General features: G+C 71.8%; 16 protein-coding genes. 7 read left to right on the top strand and 9 right to left on the bottom strand.

The genetic code is table 11. The features are described from left to right. Positions 1-44: 44 nt before the first annotated feature. The 3 genes from IF54_RS0115705 to IF54_RS0115715 all read right to left on the bottom strand — a co-directional run bounded on the left by IF54_RS0115705 (position 45) and on the right by IF54_RS0115715 (position 7,213). The gene (locus IF54_RS0115705; protein WP_030318875.1) at positions 45-1,505 is read right to left on the bottom strand and encodes a glutamate synthase subunit beta; all 1,461 of its coding nucleotides are present in this window, start codon (positions 1,503-1,505) and stop codon (positions 45-47) included. Continuing rightward, positions 1,498-6,102, bottom strand: a complete 4,605-nt coding sequence (gene gltB, locus IF54_RS0115710; RefSeq protein WP_078851985.1) for a glutamate synthase large subunit — start codon at positions 6,100-6,102, stop codon at positions 1,498-1,500. The genes IF54_RS0115705 and gltB overlap by 8 nt, the downstream gene beginning before the upstream one ends. Before the next feature lie 379 nt (positions 6,103-6,481). Further along, complete coding sequence (locus IF54_RS0115715; protein ID WP_030318880.1) at positions 6,482-7,213, bottom strand: VIT1/CCC1 transporter family protein; 732 nt, start codon at positions 7,211-7,213, stop codon at positions 6,482-6,484. A 254-nt stretch (positions 7,214-7,467) separates the two neighbouring features. On the opposite strand from IF54_RS0115715, the gene IF54_RS41145 reads away from it, so the two are divergent. The 7 genes from IF54_RS41145 (at position 7,468) to IF54_RS0115750 (ending at position 15,330) form a co-directional block, all read left to right on the top strand. After that, entirely contained in the window at positions 7,468-8,484 is a 1,017-nt protein-coding gene (locus IF54_RS41145; RefSeq protein WP_078851986.1) for an ADP-ribosylglycohydrolase family protein, read from the top strand. Then, the gene (locus IF54_RS0115725; protein ID WP_078851987.1) at positions 8,481-9,809 is read left to right on the top strand and encodes an ADP-ribosylglycohydrolase family protein; all 1,329 of its coding nucleotides are present in this window, start codon (positions 8,481-8,483) and stop codon (positions 9,807-9,809) included. The genes IF54_RS41145 and IF54_RS0115725 overlap by 4 nt, the downstream gene beginning before the upstream one ends. Positions 9,810-9,817: 8 nt before the next feature. Then, positions 9,818-10,984: an ADP-ribosylglycohydrolase family protein gene (locus IF54_RS0115730; protein WP_030318883.1), complete on the top strand. Its 1,167-nt coding sequence runs from the start codon at positions 9,818-9,820 to the stop codon at positions 10,982-10,984. Beyond that, entirely contained in the window at positions 10,972-12,324 is a 1,353-nt protein-coding gene (locus IF54_RS0115735; RefSeq protein WP_030318884.1) for an ADP-ribosylglycohydrolase family protein, read from the top strand. Before IF54_RS0115730 ends, IF54_RS0115735 begins: the two co-directional genes overlap by 13 nt. Positions 12,325-12,425: 101 nt before the next feature. After that, the gene (rbsK, locus tag IF54_RS0115740; protein WP_030318885.1) at positions 12,426-13,319 is read left to right on the top strand and encodes a ribokinase; all 894 of its coding nucleotides are present in this window, start codon (positions 12,426-12,428) and stop codon (positions 13,317-13,319) included. After that, complete coding sequence (locus IF54_RS0115745; protein WP_030318886.1) at positions 13,316-14,506, top strand: CaiB/BaiF CoA transferase family protein; 1,191 nt, start codon at positions 13,316-13,318, stop codon at positions 14,504-14,506. The genes rbsK and IF54_RS0115745 overlap by 4 nt, the downstream gene beginning before the upstream one ends. After that, positions 14,503-15,330 carry an HpcH/HpaI aldolase/citrate lyase family protein gene (locus tag IF54_RS0115750; RefSeq protein WP_030318887.1) on the top strand — a complete coding sequence of 276 codons (828 nt, stop codon included), beginning with the start codon at positions 14,503-14,505 and terminating at the stop codon, positions 15,328-15,330. The genes IF54_RS0115745 and IF54_RS0115750 overlap by 4 nt, the downstream gene beginning before the upstream one ends. Before the next feature lie 84 nt (positions 15,331-15,414). Here the strand turns inward: IF54_RS0115750 and lgt are convergent, their stop codons facing one another. The 6 genes from lgt to trpC form a co-directional block, all read right to left on the bottom strand. After that, entirely contained in the window at positions 15,415-16,371 is a 957-nt protein-coding gene (gene lgt, locus IF54_RS0115755) for a prolipoprotein diacylglyceryl transferase (protein ID WP_078851988.1), read from the bottom strand. Positions 16,372-16,452: 81 nt separating this feature from the next. Continuing rightward, positions 16,453-17,226, bottom strand: a complete 774-nt coding sequence (locus tag IF54_RS0115760; RefSeq protein ID WP_030318889.1) for a DsbA family protein — start codon at positions 17,224-17,226, stop codon at positions 16,453-16,455. 102 nt (positions 17,227-17,328) lie between these two features. Further along, positions 17,329-18,147 carry a tryptophan synthase subunit alpha gene (gene trpA / locus IF54_RS0115765; RefSeq protein WP_030318890.1) on the bottom strand — a complete coding sequence of 273 codons (819 nt, stop codon included), beginning with the start codon at positions 18,145-18,147 and terminating at the stop codon, positions 17,329-17,331. After that, complete coding sequence (gene trpB, locus IF54_RS0115770) at positions 18,144-19,430, bottom strand: tryptophan synthase subunit beta (RefSeq protein WP_030318891.1); 1,287 nt, start codon at positions 19,428-19,430, stop codon at positions 18,144-18,146. The genes trpA and trpB overlap by 4 nt, the downstream gene beginning before the upstream one ends. A 108-nt stretch (positions 19,431-19,538) precedes the next feature. Continuing rightward, the gene (trpM, locus tag IF54_RS44175; RefSeq protein WP_107047838.1) at positions 19,539-19,703 is read right to left on the bottom strand and encodes a tryptophan biosynthesis modulator TrpM; all 165 of its coding nucleotides are present in this window, start codon (positions 19,701-19,703) and stop codon (positions 19,539-19,541) included. A gap of 21 nt (positions 19,704-19,724) precedes the next feature. Further along, a complete protein-coding gene (gene trpC, locus IF54_RS0115775; RefSeq protein ID WP_030318893.1) occupies positions 19,725-20,534 on the bottom strand; it encodes an indole-3-glycerol phosphate synthase TrpC in 810 nt (269 codons plus the stop codon). Positions 20,535-20,622: the final 88 nt, after the last annotated feature.

Consider the following 20,622-nt stretch of genomic DNA (forward strand, 5'->3'; position numbering starts at 1 on the left):
CACTGTTCCGTACGCCTTTGTACGGGACGTCTATGCGGGTGTGATCACACCATCAGCGAGCGGTCCGTCGGACGGATCGGCGCCGGCAGCTCGCTCGCGCCGGTCAGGAACCGGTCGCAGCCGCGGGCGGCCGAGCGGCCCTCCGCGATGGCCCACACGATGAGCGACTGGCCGCGGCCGGCGTCACCGGCGACGAACACGCCCGGCACGTTGGTCGCGAAGTCGGCGTCGCGGGCGATGTTGCCGCGCTCGTCGAGCTCCAGGCCGAACTGCTCGACCAGGCCGTTCTCCCGGTCGGTGCCGGTGAAGCCCATCGCGAGGGTGACCAGCTGGGCGGGGATCTTGCGCTCCGTGCCCGGCTTGGGGGTCAGCTTGCCGTCGATGAACTCGACCTCGCTGAGGTGCAGCCACTGGACGTTGCCGTCCTCGTCGCCCTCGAAGTGGGTCGTGGAGACGGAGTAGACCCGCTCGCCGCCCTCCTCGTGCGCGGAGGTGACCTTGTACAGCATGGGGAAGGTCGGCCAGGGCTGGTTCGGGTTCCGCTCCTCGCCCGGCCGGGGCATGATCTCCAGCTGCGTCACCGAGGCCGCGCCCTGGCGGTGGGCGGTGCCCACGCAGTCGGCGCCGGTGTCGCCGCCGCCGATCACGACGACGTGCTTGCCCTCGGCGGAGATCGGGGAGGTGACGTAGTCGCCCTCCTGGACCTTGTTCGCCAGCGGCAGGTACTCCATGGCCTGGTAGACACCCTTGAGCTCGCGGCCCGGCACCGGAAGGTCGCGCGCGGTGGTGGCACCGGCGGCGATCACGACGGCGTCGTACCGCTTCTTGAGGTCGGTCGCCTTGAGGTCGCGGCCGATCTCGATGCCGGTACGGAAGCGGGTGCCCTCCGCACGCATCTGCTCGATACGGCGGTTGATGTGCCGCTTCTCCATCTTGAACTCCGGGATGCCGTACCGGAGGAGGCCTCCGACGCGGTCCGCGCGCTCGTAGACGGCGACGGTGTGACCGGCCCGGGTGAGCTGCTGGGCGGCGGCGAGACCCGCCGGGCCGGAGCCGATCACGGCGACGGTCTTGCCGGACAGGCGCTCGGGGGCCTGCGGCTTGACGTCACCGCTGTCCCACGCCTTGTCGATGATCGAGACCTCGACGTTCTTGATGGTGACCGGCGGCTGGTTGATGCCGAGCACGCACGCCGCCTCGCAGGGAGCGGGGCACAACCGACCGGTGAACTCCGGGAAGTTGTTCGTCGCGTGCAGGCGCTCGGACGCCTCGGTCCAGTCCTCGCGGTAGGCGTAGTCGTTCCACTCGGGGATGAGGTTCCCGAGCGGACAGCCGTTGTGACAGAACGGGATGCCGCAGTCCATGCAGCGGGACGCCTGCTTCGAGATGATCGGCAGCAGCGAGCCCGGGACGTAGACCTCGTTCCAGTCCTTCAGGCGGACGTCGACGGGACGGGACTTGGCGACCTCGCGGCCGTGGTTCAAAAAGCCCTTCGGGTCAGCCATTGATCGCCGCCTCCATCATCTTCTCGGTGATCTCGGACTCGGAGAGTCCCGCCTGCTCGGCGGCGTCCTTGGCGGCGAGCACTGCCTTGTACGTGCTGGGGATGATCTTGCTGAAGCGGTCCACCCCTCCTCCAGGGGTGTCCCACTCGGCGAGGATCTTCTCGGCGACCGTGGAGCCGGTCTCCTCCTGGTGGCGGCGCACCACGTCGTGCAGCCACTGCTTGTCGGTGTCGTCCAGGGCCTCGATCGCGTCCACGTTGCCCACGTTGACGTTGTCGCGGTCCAGGTCGATGACGTAGGCGATGCCGCCGGACATGCCGGCCGCGAAGTTGCGGCCGGTCGGCCCGAGGACCACCGCGTGACCGCCGGTCATGTACTCGCAGCCGTGGTCGCCCACGCCCTCCGAGACCACCAGCGCGCCGGAGTTGCGGACGCAGAAGCGCTCACCGGTACGGCCGCGCAGGAACAGCTCGCCGCCGGTCGCGCCGTAGGCGATGGTGTTGCCCGCGATCGTCGAGTACTCGGCGAGGTGGTCGGCGCCCCGGTCGGGACGGACGATCACGCGGCCGCCGGAGAGGCCCTTGCCGACGTAGTCGTTGGCGTCGCCCTCCAGGCGCAGCGTGATGCCGCGCGGGAGGAAGGCGCCGAAGGACTGGCCCGCGGAGCCGGTGAAGGTGATGTCGATGGTGTCGTCGGGCAGGCCCGCGCCACCGAACTTCTTCGTCACCTCGTGGCCGAGCATGGTGCCGACCGTGCGGTTGATGTTGCGGATGGCGACCTGGGCGCGCACCGGCTGGGCGTCGGTCGCCGAGTCGGCGGCCAGGGCGTCGGCGGCGAGCTTGATGAGCTCGTTGTCGAGCGCCTTCTCCAGGCCGTGGTCCTGCGCGATGACCTGGTGCAGCGCGGCGCCCTCGGGCAGCTCGGGCACGTAGAAGAGCGGGGCCAGGTCCAGGCCCTGCGCCTTCCAGTGGTCGACCGCGCGGGTCACGTCGAGGGTCTCGGCGTGGCCGACGGCCTCCTCGATGGAGCGGAAGCCCAGCTCGGCGAGGATCTCGCGGACCTCCTCGGCGATGAACTTGAAGAAGTTCACGACGTACTCGGCCTTGCCGGAGAACCGGTCGCGCAGCACGGGGTTCTGGGTGGCGATGCCGACCGGGCAGGTGTCCAGGTGGCAGACGCGCATCATGACGCAGCCGGAGACGACGAGCGGCGCGGTCGCGAAACCGAACTCCTCGGCGCCGAGCAGCGCGGCGATGACGACGTCACGGCCGGTCTTGAGCTGGCCGTCGGTCTGGACGACGATCCGGTCGCGCAGGCCGTTGAGCAGCAGCGTCTGCTGGGTCTCGGCGAGGCCCAGCTCCCAGGGGCCGCCCGCGTGCTTCAGCGAGGTCAGCGGGGAGGCACCCGTGCCGCCGTCGTGACCCGAGATGAGCACGACGTCCGCGTGCGCCTTCGACACACCTGCGGCGACCGTACCGACACCGACCTCGGAGACCAGCTTCACGTGGATCCGCGCCTGCGGGTTCGCGTTCTTCAGGTCGTGGATCAGCTGGGCCAGGTCCTCGATCGAGTAGATGTCGTGGTGCGGCGGCGGGGAGATCAGACCGACACCCGGGGTGGAGTGCCGGGTCTTGGCGACCCACGGGTAGACCTTGTGGCCGGGCAGCTGGCCGCCCTCGCCGGGCTTGGCGCCCTGGGCCATCTTGATCTGGATGTCGTCCGCGTTGACCAGGTACTCGGAGGTCACACCGAAGCGGCCGGAGGCGACCTGCTTGATGGAGGACCGGCGGGCCGGGTCGTAGAGACGGTCCGGGTCCTCGCCGCCCTCACCGGTGTTGGACTTGCCGCCCAGCTGGTTCATGGCGATGGCGAGGGTCTCGTGCGCCTCCTTGGAGATGGAGCCGTACGACATGGCGCCGGTGGAGAAGCGCTTGACGATCTCGGAGACGGGCTCGACCTCGTCGACGGGGATCGACGGGCGGTCCGACTTGAAGCCGAAGAGTCCACGCAGCGTCATGAGCCGCTCGGACTGCTCGTTCACGCGGTCCGTGTACTTCTTGAAGATGTCGTAGCGGTTCGCACGGGTCGAGTGCTGGAGGCGGAAGACCGTCTCCGGGTCGAACAGGTGCGGCTCGCCCTCGCGGCGCCACTGGTACTCGCCGCCTATCTCCAGCGCGCGGTGCGCGGGAGCGATGCCGGAGGCGGGGTAGGCCTTGGCGTGCCGGGCGGCGACCTCCTTGGCGATGACGTCGATGCCGACGCCGCCGATCTTGGAGGCGGTCCCGCTGAAGTACTTCTCGACGAAGCCCGCTTCGAGACCGACGGCCTCGAAGACCTGGGCGCCGCGGTAGGAGGCGACGGTGGAGATGCCCATCTTCGACATGACCTTGAGGACGCCCTTGCCGAGGGCGTAGATCAGGTTCCGGATGGCCTTCTCGGCCTCGATGCCGGGCAGGAAGGTGCCGGCGCGGACCAGGTCCTCGACCGACTCCATGGCGAGGTACGGGTTCACGGCCGCGGCGCCGAAGCCGATGAGCAGGGCGACGTGGTGGACCTCGCGAACGTCACCGGCCTCGACCAGCAGGCCCACCTGGGTGCGCTGCTTGGTGCGGATGAGGTGGTGGTGGACGGCCGCGGTGAGCAGCAGCGAGGGGATCGGCGCGTGCTCGGCGTCGGAGTGGCGGTCCGACAGGACGATCAGGCGGGCGCCGTTCTCGATGGCGGCGTCGGCCTCGGCGCAGATCTCCTCGATGCGGGCGGCGAGGGCGTCACCGCCGCCGGAGACCCGGTACAGGCCGGACAGGGTCGCGGCCTTGAAGCCGGGCATGTCGCCGTCGGCGTTGATGTGGATGAGCTTGGCCAGCTCGTCGTTGTCGATCACCGGGAAGGGCAGGGTGACCGTACGGCAGGACGCGGCGCTCGGCTCCAGGAGGTTGCCCTGGGGGCCCAGCGAGGAGCGCAGGGAGGTGACCAGCTCTTCCCGGATCGCGTCCAGCGGCGGGTTGGTGACCTGGGCGAACAGCTGGGTGAAGTAGTCGAAGAGGAGCCGCGGGCGCGAGGACAGCGCGGCGATGGGCGAGTCGGTGCCCATGGAGCCGATCGGCTCGGCGCCGGCCTTGGCCATCGGGGCGAGGATGACGCGCAGCTCCTCCTCGGTGTAACCGAAGGTCTGCTGGCGGCGGGTGACCGAGGCGTGGGTGTGCACGATGTGCTCGCGCTCGGGCAGGTCGGAGAGCTCGATCTCCCCGGCCTCCAGCCACTCGGCGTAGGGCTGCTCGGCGGCGAGGCCGGCCTTGATCTCGTCGTCCTCGATGATGCGGTGCTCGACGGTGTCGACGAGGAACATGCGGCCCGGCTGGAGACGGCCCTTGCGGACCACCTTGGCGGGGTCGATGTCGAGGACGCCGACCTCGGAGCCGAGGACGACGAGGCCGTCGTCGGTGACCCAGTAGCGGCCGGGGCGCAGTCCGTTGCGGTCGAGGACCGCGCCGACCTGCTTGCCGTCGGTGAAGGTGACACAGGCCGGGCCGTCCCAGGGCTCCATCATCGTGGAGTGGAACTCGTAGAACGCGCGGCGGGCGGGCTCCATGGAGTCGTGGTTCTCCCACGCCTCCGGGATCATCATCAGCACGGAGTGCGGCAGCGAACGGCCGCCCAGGTGCAGGAGTTCGAGGACCTCGTCGAAGGACGCCGAGTCGGAGGCGTCCGGCGTGCAGATCGGGAAGACGCGGTCGAGGGTGTCCTGGTCCCCGAAGAGGTCCGAGACGAGCTGGGACTCGCGGGCGGCCATCCAGTTGCGGTTGCCCTTGACGGTGTTGATCTCACCGTTGTGCGCGACGAAGCGGTACGGGTGCGCGAGGGGCCACGACGGGAAGGTGTTCGTGGAGAACCGGGAGTGCACGAGCGCGATCGCGGAGGCGAAGCGGCGGTCGGACAGGTCCGGGAAGAAGGGCTCCAGCTGGCCGGTGGTCAGCATGCCCTTGTAGACGATGGTCCGCGCGGACAGCGACGGGAAGTACACGTCGACCTCGCGCTCGGCGCGCTTGCGCAGCACGAAGGCCTTGCGGTCGAGGTCGATGCCCTCCGAGAGGCCGTCGGTCACGAAGACCTGGCGGAAGACGGGCATCGTCGAGCGGGCGGTGGCGCCGAGCAGCTCGGGGGCGACGGGAACCTCACGCCACCCGAGGACGGTCAGGCCCTCTTCCCCGGCGATCGTCTCGATCTTCGAGACGGCGTCCTGGGTGCCCTCGTCGGGCAGGAAGGCGATACCGGCGGCGTACCTGCCGGCCGCGGGCAGTTCGAAGCCGGCGACCTCGCGGAAGAAGGCGTCCGGAACCTGGGAAAGGATGCCCGCGCCGTCACCCGAGTCGGGCTCGGAGCCGGTGGCACCGCGGTGCTCCAGGTTGCGCAGAACCGTGAGCGCCTGCTCGACCAGCGCATGGCTCGCCTCGCCGGTGAGGGTGGCCACGAAACCGACGCCACAGGCGTCCTTCTCGTTGCGGGGGTCGTACATACCCTGCGCAGCAGGGCGAGCATCCATGAACGACCACTTCTGGCCATTCATGGAGTGCTGGGACGGCTGGCGCGGCGTACGCATCGGCTCTCCCGTCGTCGTCAACTGGCATATGCAGATTGCCGAGGGACGACGTTGGCCCTCTGCGTGAGTGCAAAATTTCGTGCAGGTTACATGATGGAGCGATTCTCGGGAACTGGATATGTCGTTCCAACATGCGGACGCCACGTGGGTGCGAGGGGGGTGCCGCACACGTGGCTTGAAGTAGATGGTTCCGGGCCGGACTGATCGGTCAGATCCATGTCCATCGGTCCGGGAGGCGGAGAAGGCGTCGTCGCCCACCCCGCAAGTGCGCCGCAAGCGTCATTGCCCGCAGCGCTTACGGCTCATGCCCAGTGGTTAAGCGTTCGAAACCAGCGAGTAACGGCTACTTATGCGGTCCCTCGCATAAGTAGCAGCCCGCTCATCCTACGGCCGTTCCGATCAGGATGCCCAGGGCGTACGTCACACCGGCCGCCGCGCCTCCCAGGGCGAGCTGCCGCAGTCCGCTGTACCACCAGCTCCGCGCGGTCACCCTGGCCACCACGGCACCGCACGCGAAGAGCCCGACCAGGGCGAGCAGCACGGCGGGCCAGAGCGCGGTCGCGCCGAGCAGATACGGCAGCACCGGGATCAGGGCACCCAGCGCGAAGGAGCCGAAGGAGGAGACCGCGGCGACGAGCGGCGAGGGCAGGTCCCCGGGGTCGATGCCGAGTTCCTCGCGGGCATGGATCTCCAGGGCCTGCTCGGGGTCCTTGGACAGCTGCCGGGCGACCTCACGGGCCAGCTCCGGCTCGACACCCCGCCCCTCGTACAGGGCGGCGAGCTCGGCCTCCTCGTCCTGCGGGTGCTTGCGCAGTTCGCGCCGCTCCACGTCCAGCTCGGCCTCGACCAGCTCGCGCTGGGAGGCGACGGAGGTGTACTCGCCGGCCGCCATCGAGAAGGCACCGGCGGCGAGCCCCGCGAGTCCGGTCAGCACGATGGTGTGCTGACCGACGGCACCGCCGGCGACACCGGTCATCAGGGCGAGGTTGGAGACCAGCCCGTCCATGGCCCCGAACACGGCGGGCCTGAGCCAGCCGCCGTTGACGTCCCGGTGCGTGTGGTTGTCGCGGTGCGCCTCGTGCAGCGGCGCCTCGATGTCGATGATGGCCATTCGGTCCCCCAGGGAAGCTAAGCCAAAGCTAACTTTGGACAGATTCTAAAAATTAACAACGCCACAGTACGTCGGGGCAATCCCGTCCGCCAGCAAGGAAAGGCTGGGCTAACCTGCGGTTTTACCGTCGAGCGCTCATTCGATAGCAGGCCTGCACAGATGTCGACCGGGTGACGTTGGGGCCAAGGAGGCTCCGGTCAACCGCCGACGGTGGGACACATCCGCAAAAGGTGTCTCTGTGGAAAGGCCCGCGTATGACATCGATCGCCTGCGTCCCCTCGGCCCCGGTGCCGCAGAACACCGCCGAACTCCGCGAGCGGGCCCGCGGCGCCCTGCTCGGTCTGGCGGTCGGGGACGCCCTCGGGGCCCCCGCCGAGAACCTGAAGCCGTCGGAGATCCGGGCCCGCTGGGGCCGTATCGAGGGCTTCGTGGCCGAGACCCCCTCCGGCACCGACGACACCGAGTACACGATCTTCTCGGGCCTGCTGCTGGCCCGGCACGGCTCCGCACTGACCCCCGCCCATGTGGAGGCGGCCTGGCACGAGTGGATCGCTGACCGCGACGAGGGCCCGTTCCGGGGCGCCGGTTTCAGCGAGCGGGGCACCCTGGAGAACCTCCGCCGGGGCCTCGCGGCCCCCATCTCGGCCCAGCACCGGCACGCCTGGAGCGACGGTCTCGCCATGCGCGCGGCCCCCTTCGGCGTCTTCGCGGCGGGCCGCCCCGCGGAAGCGGCCCGGCTGGTGGCGATCGACGGCTCGGTGAGCCATGACGGCGAGGGGATCTACGGCGGCCAGGCGGTCGCGGCGGGAGTGGCCGCGGCGATGGCGGGCGCCCCGACGATCGCCGTGGTCGCCTCCGCGCTGGCGGTGATCCCGGACGACAGCTGGACGGCAAGGTCTCTCAGGCGGGCGGTGGCGGTGGCCCACCGGGGCGAGAAGGCGGTCCGCTCGGCGGTGGTGATCGGCGGCTACCCCTGGACCGACCTGGCCCCGGAGGCGGTCGCCCTCGCCTTCGGCGCGTACGCGGCGGCCGACGGCGACTTCCGCGAGGCGGTCCTGACGGCGGTGAACATGGGAAGGGACGCGGACACGACGGCGGCGGTCGCGGGAGCGCTGGCCGGCGCGACGAGGGGCATCTCGGCGATCCCACCCCTGTGGGCCACGGCGATCGGCCCGGCAAGAGGCAGCTGCCTGCCGTCGATGGCGGGCCGACATGTACTGGACGTGGCGGAGTCGCTGGTGACGGGCGCGGGGGCGGAGGTCGTCTCATGACCCCGCCGGCCCCCTGGGACGAGCCGACCACACCGACGACGGCGACGGCGTACGCACCCGCGGCGCCACCCGCGAACGCACCCGCAGACGCGCCCCCCAACGCGCCCGCGGCCGCCGACGGCGGGACCGCCCCACAGGGGCCACCCGCACCCGACCACGAAAGCGAAACGGGTGGTGCGGGTGGGAACACAAAAGCCGAAGGCGAAGCCGAGGCAGGCAGAACCGTCGGCCTCCTGCTGGGCCTCGCCGCAGGCGACGCCGCCGGCTGGCCCTCCGCCCGCCACCGAGCCACCCGCCTCCCCGACTGGACCCGCCGCCTCACCCGCGAACTCGACACCTTCGCCGAACAGAACGCCACCACCACCCTCCCCGTCCCCATCGCCCTCAACCAACCCCCCGAGCCCCTCCGCCTCGGCCCCTCCGACGACGCCGAATGGGCGGCCCTCACCGCGGAGGCCCTCCTCAGGGCGGCCGACGACACCGCCCTCGGCGACCTCCCCCGGGACCGCCGTACGAGAACCGCGATCGACCTCACCTGGAACGCCCTCGCCGACGAAGTGGCCGCCGCGACGGACCGGGCCCCCGAGATCGAGTCCGCCGACATCCCCCTGCGCGCCCGCATCTCCGTACGCGCGGGACTCGGCAACCTCGCCACCGGCCTGCGCCCGCCCGCCACCGGCCACGACAACCCGCACTACTTCGACGACGCGGCCTGCGTCCGGGCCTGCGTCCTCGCCGTCGCCCACCCCGGCGCCCCCCGACTCGCCGCCGACCTGGCCGAGTTCGACGCCCGCTACACCCAGGACGGCGACGGCGTGCACGGCGCCCGCGCGATGGCCGCCGCCCTCTCGCTCGCCCTGACCGGCGCCCCCGTCGACACCTGCGTGCGGGCCGCACTCGCCGAACTCCCCGAGGGCACCGAGATCGCCCGCAACGCCCACCACGCGCTGGACCTCGCCCGGTCCGCCGGCAGCGCCTTCGCGCTGATCCCTGCCCTGGAACACGACATCGTCGACCACGTCTACAGCTACGGCATCGCGGCCGCCGAGACCGTCCCCGTGACCCTCGCCCTGGCCACCGCCGCCCGGGGCCGGATCGCCGAGGCGGTCCCCGCGGCGGCCTGTCTGTCCCGGGTGGCGGACTCCGCCCCGGCCCTGGTCGGCGCCCTGACCGGCGCCCTGGGCGGCAGCGGGTCGATCCCCGCCACCTGGCAGGCCGCCTGCCGCACCCTCTCCGGCTGCGCCCTCCCCCGCCTCACCGGCACGGACCTCGTGGAACTCGCCGGACTCCTGGAAGCCGCACAACCGCCCCTCCCAGGAGGATGATTCCGGGCATGACGCCCAAAAACCAAGAAAGCAGTCTTGAGGAACGGATCGCCGGAGCCCTCGTGGGCGCGGCGGTGGGCGACGCCCTCGGCGGCCCCGTCGAGGGCTACTCCCCCGACCAGATCCTCGAGCGCCACGCCGGCCGCGTCCACGGCATCGTCGGCCCCTGGAACGGCGACGGGTGGCGCACCGCCCGTCCCATCGCGCCGTACCACAAGGGCGACGGCCACGTCACCGACGACACCTTGATGACCCACGCCCTGATCAGGGTCTACGAGCGGGTCGGGGACCACCTGGACGCGTACGCGATCGCCGAGCACCTGGTCCCCGACCTGATGACGACCCTGCGCTGGATCCCCGAACTGGAGGCGGAGGCCCTCCCCCTGCACCGCCTGTTCCTCGCCGAGAAATGGCTGGTCACACGCCTCCACTACGGCCACGTCGACCCCCGCGAGGCGGGCGTGGGCAACATCGTCAACTGCGGTGCGGCGATGTACATGGCTCCGGTGGGCCTGGTCAACGCGGCGAACCCGGCCGCCGCCTACGCCGAGGCCCTGGACGTCGCGGGCGCCCACCAGTCCTCGTACGGCCGCGAGGCGGCGGGCGTGTTCGCGGCGGCGGTGGCGGCGGCGAGCACTCCCGGCGCGACCCCGGACTCGGTGGTCGCGGCCTGTCTGTCCCTCGCCAAGGACGGCACCCGCACCGCCGTCGAGAAGGTCTGCGAAGTGGCCTGCCGGTACACGGACTTCGAGTCGGCGCTAGGGCCGCTGCGCGCGGCGGTGTCCCCCTACGACACCGTCGGCGACGACTACCGCGCCCCCTCCCTCGGCGCCCGCCGCCCCTCCCGCCTGCACGCCATCGAGGAACTGCCCGTCGCCCTGGCCATGCTGGTCGTGGCCGGCGGCGACTTCCGGCACGCGGTGCTCGGCGCGGTGAACTACGGCCGGGACTGCGACTCGATCGCCACGATGGCGGGCGCGGTGGCAGGCGCCCTGGGCAGCCCTGTTCCGGACGAGTGGTCCAAGAAGGTGGCGGAGGCGAGCCGCCTGGACCTCTGGGAGCCGGCACGGACGCTGACGGCCGTCACCCGGCAGATCTTCGAACAGGACGTGCGCCGCCGCCGGGCCCACGAGTCGGCCTTCACCGCGCTCGGAGGTCCGAGATGCTCCGACTGACCTGGGTCCAGCCGGAGGACCTGCTCGGCCACGAACTCCGCCAGGCACGCCAGGACGGCCGGGAGCCGTCGGCGATCGCGGCCCGGTGGCGGGCGGCCGGTGGCGCGGAGGCTCCGGCCCGGGCGGGCGCCTCGGCCGAACCCGCGTCCCGGTACCTGCGGCAGCTCGCCGAGGACCTCCTCGACGAACTGGCCGACCTGCCGAGCCGGTTGGCGGATGACGAACCCACCGGCCTCGCGGGGATCAGGGCCCGCTGCCCGGCGTGGCCGTCACCCGCCCCGGCCGCCCTCACCCGGTCCGCGCTGGAAGCGGCCTGGCTGGGCCGGGCCGTCGGCTGCCTCCTCGGCAAGCCGGTGGAGAAGCTCCCCCTGGACGCCATCCGTCAACTCGCCAAGTCCGTCGGAAACTGGCCCCTGAACACCTACTTCACCGCGAAGGGCGTCCCCGAGGACCTGCTCGCCGCACATCCCTGGAACCGCCGCTCGGCCCCCACCTCCCTCGCCGAGAACATCGACGGCATGCCCGAGGACGACGACCTCAACTACCCCTTGCTGAACCTGCTGTTGCTGCAACGCCACGGCCGCCGCTTCACCACCGCCGACGTGGCGCGGCTCTGGCTCGACGAGCTTCCCGCGGGCCGCACCTTCACCGCGGAACGCCTCGCCTACCGCAATCTCCTCCAGGGCCTGGAACCCCCGCGGACGGCCCGGCACCGCAACCCCTTCCGCGAGTGGATCGGCGCCCTGATCCGCGCCGACGTCCACGGCTGGACCAACCCCGGCGACCCGGGCGCGGCCGCCGAACAGGCCCACCGGGACGCCACCCTCACCCACACCGCCAACGGCGTCTACGCGGCGATGTTCACGGCAGCGGTCATCGCGCAGGCGGCGGCGACCCCCGACATCCACGCCTGCCTGCGCACCGGCCTCACCGTGATCCCCCCGGCCTCCCGACTGACGGCGGCGATCACCCAGGCGATCCAACTGGCCCGGCGGCACGACGACTTCGACACGGTCGTGGACGAACTCCACGCCACCCACGCCGAACACCACTGGGTCCACGCGATCCCCAACACCGCCCTCATGGCCGCCGCCCTCACCCACGCGGACGGCGACTTCACCGGCTCCCTGTCCCGGGCGGTGGGCGGCGGCTGGGACACCGACTCCAACGGGGCCACGACCGGCGGCATCGCCGCCCTGCTGACCGGCGCCCCCGAGCGCCTGCCCGAGCACTGGACCGCCCCGCTCAAGAACCGGCTCGCCACCTCCGTCGCCGACTTCAACGGCGTCGGCTTCGACACCCTGGCCCACCTCACCCACCGGGAGGCTGCTCGCCCATGACCGCCATCGTCCACCGGGAGGCTGCTCGCCCATGACCGCCATCGTCCACCGGGAGGCTGCTCGCCCATGACCGATCCCACCCACCCGGAAGCCGCCCGCCCATGACCCACATCGCCGTGCTCGGCAGCACGAACATGGACCTGGTCGCCTACGTCGACAAGGCACCCCGGCGCGGAGAGACCGTCACCGGCAGGGAGTTCCGCACGATCCCCGGCGGCAAGGGCGCCAACCAGGCGATCGCCGCGGCCCGCGCCGGTGCCACCGTCTCGATGATCGGCGCGGTCGGCAACGACGCCTTCGGCCCCCGGCTGCGCTCCACCCTGGAGCACTCCGGCGTCACCACCGACCACCTGCGCACCGTGGAGGGGCCCACCGGCACCGCGCACATCGTCGTGGACGACGAGGGCGGCAACGCGATCGTCGTCGTCCCCGGCGCCAACGGCACCGTCGACCACCTCGTCCCCGGCGACGAGGGCCTGATCGCCTCCGCCGACGCCCTGCTCCTCCAGCTGGAGATCCCCCTGGAAGCGGTCCTGGCCGGCGCCGAGACCGCCCGCGCCCACGGCGTCCGGACGATCCTGACCCCCGCCCCGGCCCGGCCGCTGCCGCCCGAACTCCTCGACGCCACCGACCTGTTGGTCCCCAACGAGCACGAGGCCGCCACCCTGACCGGCATCGCGGACCCGTTCGCCGCGGGTGCCGCCCTCCTCGACCGGGTCCCCCGGGTGGTGATCACCCTCGGCGCGGCCGGCAGCCTCTACCTGACCCGGGACGCCGAACCCCTCGCGGTCCCCGCGCCCCGGGTCACCGCGGTGGACTCCACGGGCGCGGGCGACACCTTCGTCGGCACCCTCGCGGTCGCCCTCGGCGAGGAACGGCCGATCCGGGAGGCGATGGCCTGGGCCGCCACCGCGGCGGCCCTCTCCGTCCAGCGGGAGGGCGCGTCGGCGTCGATGCCCTACCGCTCCGAGATCGAGGCCGGGTACACGTCATGACCGAGACCCCCCTCGCAGGCCTGCGCGTGCTCGACGCGGCCACCCTCTTCGCGGGCCCCCTCGCCGCCACCATGCTCGGCGACTTCGGCGCGGAGGTCGTCAAGATCGAGCACCCCACGAAACCCGACCCCTCCCGCGGCCATGGCCCCTCCAAGGACGGGATCGGCCTGTGGTGGAAGCTGCTGGGCCGCAACAAGCGCACGCTCACCCTCGACCTGTCCAAGCCGGGCGGCCGCACCACCTTCCTCCGGCTGGCCGCGACGGCGGACGTCGTCATCGAGAACTTCCGGCCCGGCACCCTGGAGAAGTGGGACCTCGGCTGGCCGGAGCTGTCCGCCGTCAACCCCCGTCTGGTCCTGGCCCGCGTCACCGCGTTCGGCCAGTTCGGCCCCTACTCCCGCCGCCCCGGCTTCGGCACCCTCGCCGAGGCGATGAGCGGCTTCGCGGCGATCACCGGCGAACCGGACGCGCCCCCGGTCCTGCCGCCCTTCGGCCTCGCCGACTCGATCGCGGGGCTCGCCACGGCGTACGCGGTGATGACGGCCCTCGCGGCCCGCGACCGCACCGGAGAGGGCCAGGTCGTCGACATGGCGATCATCGAGCCGATCCTGGCGGCCCTCGGGCCCCAGCCGACCTGGTACGACCAGCTCGGTCACGTCCAGGAGCGCACCGGCAACCGCTCCGCCAACAACGCCCCCCGCAACACCTACCGCACCGCCGACGGCACCTGGGTCGCGGTCTCCACCTCGGCCCAGTCGATCGCGGAACGGGTGATGCACCTCGTCGGCCGCCCGGAGCTGATCGACGAGCCGTGGTTCGCGACGGGCGCCCAACGGGCGGAACACGCCGACGTCCTCGACGCGGCGGTCGGCTCCTGGATCGCCGCACGCTCCCGCACCGAGGTCCTCGCGGCCTTCGAGAAGGCGGAGGCGGCCGTCGCCCCCGTCCAGGACATCCGGGACGTGATGGCCGACCCGCAGTACCAGGCCCTCGGCACCGTCACCACCGTCGATGACCCCGAACTCGGCCCGCTGCGCATGCAGAACGTCCTGTTCCGGCTCTCCTCGACCCCCGGCGCGATCCGCTGGGCGGGCCGCCCGCACGGCGCGGACACCGACGAGATCCTGACCGAACTGGGCCTGACCGAGGCCGAGTTGACGGCCCTGCGCACGGAGGGCGCCCTGTGAGACGGCACCCCCTGACCTGGCTCTACGTCCCCGGCGACCGCCCCCACGTCGTGGACAAGGCCCTGAACTGCGGCGCCGACGTCGTGGTGATCGACCTGGAGGACGCGGTCGACCCCGACCGCAAGGCGTACGCCCGCGAGGCGACCGCGGAACGTCTCACCGACCCTCAGCCGACGCCCGTCCACGTCCGCGTGAACGCCGTCGACACCCCCCTCGCGGCAGCGGACCTCGCAGCCCTCGCCCAGCTGCCGGGCCTGTCCGCCCTGCGCCTGCCCAAGGTCACCTCCCCGGCCCAGATCACCCGCGTCGTCGAGGCGGCCCCGGCCGACCAGGGCGCCCCACCCCTCTACGCCCTCCTGGAATCGGCCCTGGGCGTCGAGCGGGCCTACGACATCGCCCTCGCCCACCCGGCCCTGCGGGGCCTCGCGCTCGGCGAGGCGGATCTCCGGGCCGATCTGGGCGTACGGCACGACGCGGGCCTGGACTGGTCCCGCTCCCGGGTGATCGTGGCGGCGAGAGCGGCGGCCCTGCCTCCGCCGTCCCAGTCGGTGCACCCCGACATCCGGGACCTGGAGGGTCTCAAGGTGTCCTGCGCACACGGCCGCGCCCTGGGCTTCCTGGGCCGGGCGGCCATCCACCCCCGCCAGCTCCCCGTCATCGAGCGGGCCTACCTGCCCACGGAGGAGGAGATCGAGCAGGCGGAGTCCATCCTCGAGGCGGTGCAGGCCCACCCGGGCGCGCAGGCCCTCGCGAACGGCACGTTCATCGACACGGCGGTCGCGGCCCAGGCCCATCGGACCCTGTCCCTGACCCGACGTCTCTGACTCACCCCTGCGACACCCCGCTCCTGACACACCAGAGGGCGCCCCGGGAATCCCGGGGCGCCCCCGTCGACGTACAGCCGGCCGTCAGGTCTTCTTCGCCGACTCGGCCTCGTCCTTGGTCTCGTCCTTGGCGTCGGCATCCTCGGAGTCGACCTCGGCCTTCTCCGCATCCGTGGCCGTCTCGTCGGCGTCGGCCTTCTCGCCCTCGTCGTCCGGACCGTCGGCGGCACCCGGCTCGACGACCTCCTCGCGCCCGGGCCGCTTCCGCGCCGACAGCACGATGTACGTGACGGCGAGCAGGAACACGATGATCGCGGTCCAGACGTTCAGCCGGAGGCCGAGGATGTGGTGGGCGTCGTCGATGCGCATGTACTCGATCCAGCCGCGCCCGGTGCAGTACGCGGCGACGTACAGCGCGAACGCCCGTCCGTGGCCCAGGGTGAAGCGCCGGTCGGCCCAGATGACGAGCAGGGCGACACCGATGCACCACAGCGACTCGTACAGGAACGTCGGGTGGTAGTAGCCCGGCACCCGGCCGTCCGTCGAGGACGTGATGTGCAGGGCCCACGGCAGGTCGGTCGGCTTGCCGTACAGCTCCTGGTTGAACCAGTTGCCCCAGCGCCCGATGGCCTGCGCGAGGGCGATACCGGGCGCGATGGCGTCGGCGTAGGCGGGCAGCGGGATGCCACGGCGACGGCAGCCGATCCAGGCGCCGACCGCTCCGAGCGCGATCGCGCCCCAGATGCCGAGTCCGCCCTCCCAGACCTTGAAGCTGTCCACCCAGTCACGGCCCTCGCTGAAGTACAGCTCGTAGTCCGTGATCACGTGGTAGAGACGGCCGCCGAGAAGTCCGAACGGCACGGCCCAGACCGCGATGTCGGCCACCGTGCCGGCTCGCCCGCCCCGGGCGATCCAGCGCTTGTTGCCGAGCCATACGGCTACGAAGACGCCGATGATGATGCAGAACGCGTAGCCACGCAGCGGGATGGGGCCGAGGTGGATCACCCCGCGCGACGGGCTGGGAATGTAGGCAAGTTCCATGGCAGGGTCGACGCTACCCTGCCGGGCCGGGCCACGGCAGGCGGCCCGGCAACGGGTCCATAACAGGCCGACTTGAATTCCTTACCCCTTGGCGGCTTCCAGTACCTGCTGCTTCAGCTTCGCCGGCGTCATCGTCTGGTCCTGGTAGATGTTCTTGCCGTTCAGCAGAACGGTCGGCGTACCGCTGAAGCCGCCGTTGCGGAACGCCGCCGCGGACTTGTCGACCCAGCTGTCGTGGGTGCCCTTCTCGACGCAGGTGCGGAACGCGGGGGTGTCCAGGCCGTCGACCTTCTGCGCCAGTTCGAGCAGTTTCGCGTTCTCGGCGTAGTCGTCGCTGGTCTCCTCCGGCTGGTTCTCGTAGAGCACGTCGTGGTAGCCGGGGAACTTCCCCGCGTCCTGGGCGCAGGCCGCGGCGTTGGCCGCGGTGCGGGAGCCGGTGCCGCCCATGTTGCCGTCGATGATGGTCGCCAGGTGGTACTCGACCTTGAGCTTGCCGGACCCGGTGAGCTCGTGGATGGTCGGCCGGTACGCCGCCTCGAAGGCCTTGCAGGCCGGGCAGCGGAAGTCCTCCCAGACGACGAGCGTCGACTTGGCGCCCTCCTCGCCGACCGGAATGGCGAGGCTGTCCTGGCCGTTGGCCCCCGAGGGCGCCACGACCGGGCCCGAGGCCTCCTTGTCGTCCTTTCCGGAGTTCGCCGCGACCACGCCGATCACCGCGGCCAGCCCCAGGACGCACACCACGCTCGCGCCCACGATCAGCACCCGGCGCCGCTTCTCCGCGGACTTCTGCTTTGCGCGCTCCTCCGCCAGCCGCTCCCGGGCGGTGCGCTTTCCCTCACGGTTCTTCTCACTCACACCCGCAGAACGAACCGGGGAGGCGCACCGCGCCTCCCCGGCCCCAGGTCCACCCGTTCGAGTGATCGAACCGTCCGTTACGCCATGACGGGCGCGGTGCGCCTACGCCTGTCGGCGCACGCCCTTGGCCAGTTCGGCGGCGAGTTCGCGGACGCCCTCGATGCCGGCCTTGTCGTCGGGCGCGTCCAGCATCCGCTTCACGAAGGCCGAGCCGACGATCACCCCGTCGGCGAAGCCGGCCACCTCGGCGGCCTGCTGCGCGTTGGAGACACCGAGCCCGACGCACACGGGAAGGCCGCCGCCGGCGGCCCGGGTGCGCTCGACGAGGTCCTGGGCCTGCGCGCCCACCGACTCGCGGGTGCCGGTGACGCCCATCAGCGAGGCGGCGTACACGAATCCGCTGCCCGCAGCGGTGATCTCGGCGAGGCGCGCGTCCCTGCTGCTGGGCGCGACCACGAAGACCGTGGCGAGCCCGTGCTTCTCGGCGTGCTCCCGCCACAGCGCCGACTCCTGCACCGGCAGGTCGGGCAGGATGCAGCCCGCGCCGCCCGCCTGGGCGAGTTCGGCGGTGAAGCGCTCGACGCCGTAGCGGTCGATGGGGTTCCAGTACGTCATCACGAGCACCGGCTTCCCGGTGGCCTCGTGGGCCTCCTTGACCGTGCGCATGACGTCCGCGATCTTGACGCCGCCGCGCAGGGCGATGTCGTCGGCGGTCTGGATGACGGGACCGTCGAGGACGGGGTCGCTGTGCGGCAGGCCGACCTCCACGATGTCCGCGCCGCCGTCGAAGACGGCCTTGATCGCCTCGATGCCGCCGTCCACGGTCGGGAACCCGGCCGGGAGGTAGGCGATGAGCGCGGAGCGGCCCTCGGCCCTGGCGGCGGCGAGGGTGTCGGTCAACAGCTGGATGTTGCCGCTCACTTGGCGTCCCCCTCGATCTCCGCGCCGGTGCCGGCCTCGTCCGCGGCGACGGCCGCGTCGGTGTCGTAGAGGCCGAAGTAGCGTGCGGCGGTGTCCATGTCCTTGTCGCCACGCCCTGACAGGTTGACGACGATCAGCCCGTCCTTGCCGAGCTCCTTGCCGACCTCCAGGGCGCCGGCCAGCGCGTGGGCGCTCTCGATGGCCGGGATGATGCCCTCGGTGCGGGACAGCAGGCGCAGGGCCTGCATGGCCGCGTCGTCGGTGACCGCGCGGTACTCGCCGCGCCCGGAGTCCTTGAGGTAGGAGTGCTCGGGGCCGATGCCGGGGTAGTCCAGACCGGCCGAGATGGAGTACGGCTCGGTGATCTGGCCCTCCTCGTCCTGGAGGACGTAGGAGCGGGAGCCGTGCAGGATGCCGGGCTCGCCCGCGGTGAGGGTGGCCGCGTGCTCGCCGGTCTCCACGCCGTGTCCGGCGGGCTCGCAGCCGATGAGGCGTACGGCGGTGTCGGGGATGAAGGCGTGGAAGAGGCCGATGGCGTTGGAGCCGCCGCCGACGCAGGCGATGGCCGCGTCGGGCAGCCGGCCGGCCCGCTCCAGGAGCTGACGGCGGGCCTCGACGCCGATCACGCGGTGGAAGTCGCGGACCATGGCCGGGAAGGGGTGCGGTCCGGCGACCGTGCCGAACAGGTAGTGGGTGCGGTCGACGTTGGCGACCCAGTCGCGGAAGGCCTCGTTGATCGCGTCCTTGAGGGTGCGCGATCCCGACTTCACGGCGATGACCTCGGCGCCGAGCATGCGCATCCGGGCCACGTTGAGGGCCTGGCGCTGGGTGTCGATCTCGCCCATGTAGATCGTGCACTCGAGCCCGAACAGCGCGCAGGCCGTCGCGGTCGCGACGCCGTGCTGGCCGGCGCCGGTCTCGGCGATCACGCGGGTCTTGCCCATGCGCCTGGTGAGCAGGGCCTGGCCGAGCACGTTGTTGATCTTGTGGGAGCCGGTGTGGTTGAGGTCTTCCCGCTTGAGGAAGATCCGGGCGCCACCCGCGTGCTCCGCGAACCGGGGGACCTCGGTGAGCGAACTCGGGCGGCCGGTGTAGTTGACCAGCAGGTCGTCGAGCTCGCGCGCGAACTCGGGGTCGTGCTTGGCCTTGTCGTACTCGACGGCGACCTCGTCCACGGCGGCGACGAGGGCCTCCGGGATGAACTTGCCGCCGAAAGCCCCGAAGTAGCCTTCGGGGCTCGGGACCTGACCCTCCGGGTCGGGGATGAAGAACTCGCTGGGCATGGCAGTACCTCACGGTGAGTGCGTGAAAGAGACACTAAGCGCCGTGGGGGCGTGGGTAGCCGACCGACTACAGGCCGTCAGCGGCTGGTCGCGCAGTTCCCCGCGCCCCTAGAAGCCTCGCCATCGGCGACCGTTGACCTGCCCGGGTTCGTCTCCGATGACATACCTGACCCTGCGGCCGTGGACCCTGCGGGCCGGCGCGCGGCAGCCTCGGGGCCGGCAGCCACGCGCGAGGCGTGCGTGCCGGTCGACAGCCGTCAGGGTCAGAGTCATCGAGGCAAGCCTAGCGAAAGATCATCCGCGCCCGTGCCGAAGGGCAGGGTGCTCGCCCGCCGCCACGAGGTCGGCGACCGCCGTCTTCGGGTCCTTGCCGGTCACCAGGGACTCGCCGACCAGGACCGCGTCGGCGCCTGCGTTGGCGTAGGCGATCAGGTCGTGGGGGCCGCGGACGCCGGACTCGGCGATCTTGACCAGGTTGGCCGGGATCTCGGGGGCCACGCGCTCGAAGGTGCCGCGGTCGACCTCGAGGGTCTTGAGATTACGCGCGTTGACGCCGATGACCTTCGCTCCCGCGTCCACCGCGCGCTCGACCTCGTCCTCGTCGTGGACCTCGACGAGCGGGGTGAGTCCGATGGACTCGGCGCGCTCGATCAGGGACTCCAGGGCGGGCTGCTCCAGGGCCGCGACGATGAGCAGCGCGAGGTCGGCGCCGTAGGCCCGGGCCTCCCAGAGCTGGTACGAGGTGACGATGAAGTCCTTGCGCAGGACCGGGATGTCCACGCGCGCGCGGACGGCCTCCAGGTCGGCCAGCGAGCCGCCGAAGCGGCGCTGTTCGGTGAGGACGGAGATGACGGCCGCGCCGCCCGCCTCGTAGTCGGCGGCGAGCCCGGCCGGGTCGGCGATCGCGGCCAGCGCGCCCTTGGAGGGGCTGGAGCGCTTGACCTCGCAGATGACCTTGACGCCGTCGCCGCGCAGGGCGGCCACGCCGTCCTTGGCCGCGGGAGCCTTCGCCGCGCGCTCCTTGAGCTCGTCGAGGCTGACGCGCGCCTGCCGTTCCGCGAGGTCGGCACGGACTCCGTCGATGATCTCGTCGAGCACACTCACGCGAGCGGCCCCCTTCCAGACGGTTGACAGTTCCATCGACCGATGAAAACAGTGGTCACTGCGATGGTATCCGCAGGAGGGCGTAGGG

The organism is Streptomyces sp. NRRL B-3229 (assembly GCF_000719505.1).
GTDB classification, from domain to species: Bacteria; Actinomycetota; Actinomycetes; order Streptomycetales; family Streptomycetaceae; genus Streptomyces; species Streptomyces griseorubiginosus.

What these genes read in the sequence shown, in the direction of transcription:
- IF54_RS0115705 (WP_030318875.1), bottom strand. Translation starts at nt 1,505, where the DNA reads ATGGCTGACCCGAAGGGCTTTTTGAACCACGGCCGCGAGGTCGCCAAG.
- gltB (WP_078851985.1), bottom strand. Translation starts at nt 6,102, where the DNA reads ATGCGTACGCCGCGCCAGCCGTCCCAGCACTCCATGAATGGCCAGAAG.
- IF54_RS0115715 (WP_030318880.1), bottom strand. Translation starts at nt 7,213, where the DNA reads ATGGCCATCATCGACATCGAGGCGCCGCTGCACGAGGCGCACCGCGAC.
- IF54_RS41145 (WP_078851986.1), top strand. Translation starts at nt 7,468, where the DNA reads ATGACATCGATCGCCTGCGTCCCCTCGGCCCCGGTGCCGCAGAACACC.
- IF54_RS0115725 (WP_078851987.1), top strand. Translation starts at nt 8,481, where the DNA reads ATGACCCCGCCGGCCCCCTGGGACGAGCCGACCACACCGACGACGGCG.
- IF54_RS0115730 (WP_030318883.1), top strand. Translation starts at nt 9,818, where the DNA reads ATGACGCCCAAAAACCAAGAAAGCAGTCTTGAGGAACGGATCGCCGGA.
- IF54_RS0115735 (WP_030318884.1), top strand. Translation starts at nt 10,972, where the DNA reads ATGCTCCGACTGACCTGGGTCCAGCCGGAGGACCTGCTCGGCCACGAA.
- rbsK (WP_030318885.1), top strand. Translation starts at nt 12,426, where the DNA reads ATGACCCACATCGCCGTGCTCGGCAGCACGAACATGGACCTGGTCGCC.
- IF54_RS0115745 (WP_030318886.1), top strand. Translation starts at nt 13,316, where the DNA reads ATGACCGAGACCCCCCTCGCAGGCCTGCGCGTGCTCGACGCGGCCACC.
- lgt (WP_078851988.1), bottom strand. Translation starts at nt 16,371, where the DNA reads ATGGAACTTGCCTACATTCCCAGCCCGTCGCGCGGGGTGATCCACCTC.
- trpB (WP_030318891.1), bottom strand. Translation starts at nt 19,430, where the DNA reads ATGCCCAGCGAGTTCTTCATCCCCGACCCGGAGGGTCAGGTCCCGAGC.
- trpM (WP_107047838.1), bottom strand. Translation starts at nt 19,703, where the DNA reads ATGACTCTGACCCTGACGGCTGTCGACCGGCACGCACGCCTCGCGCGT.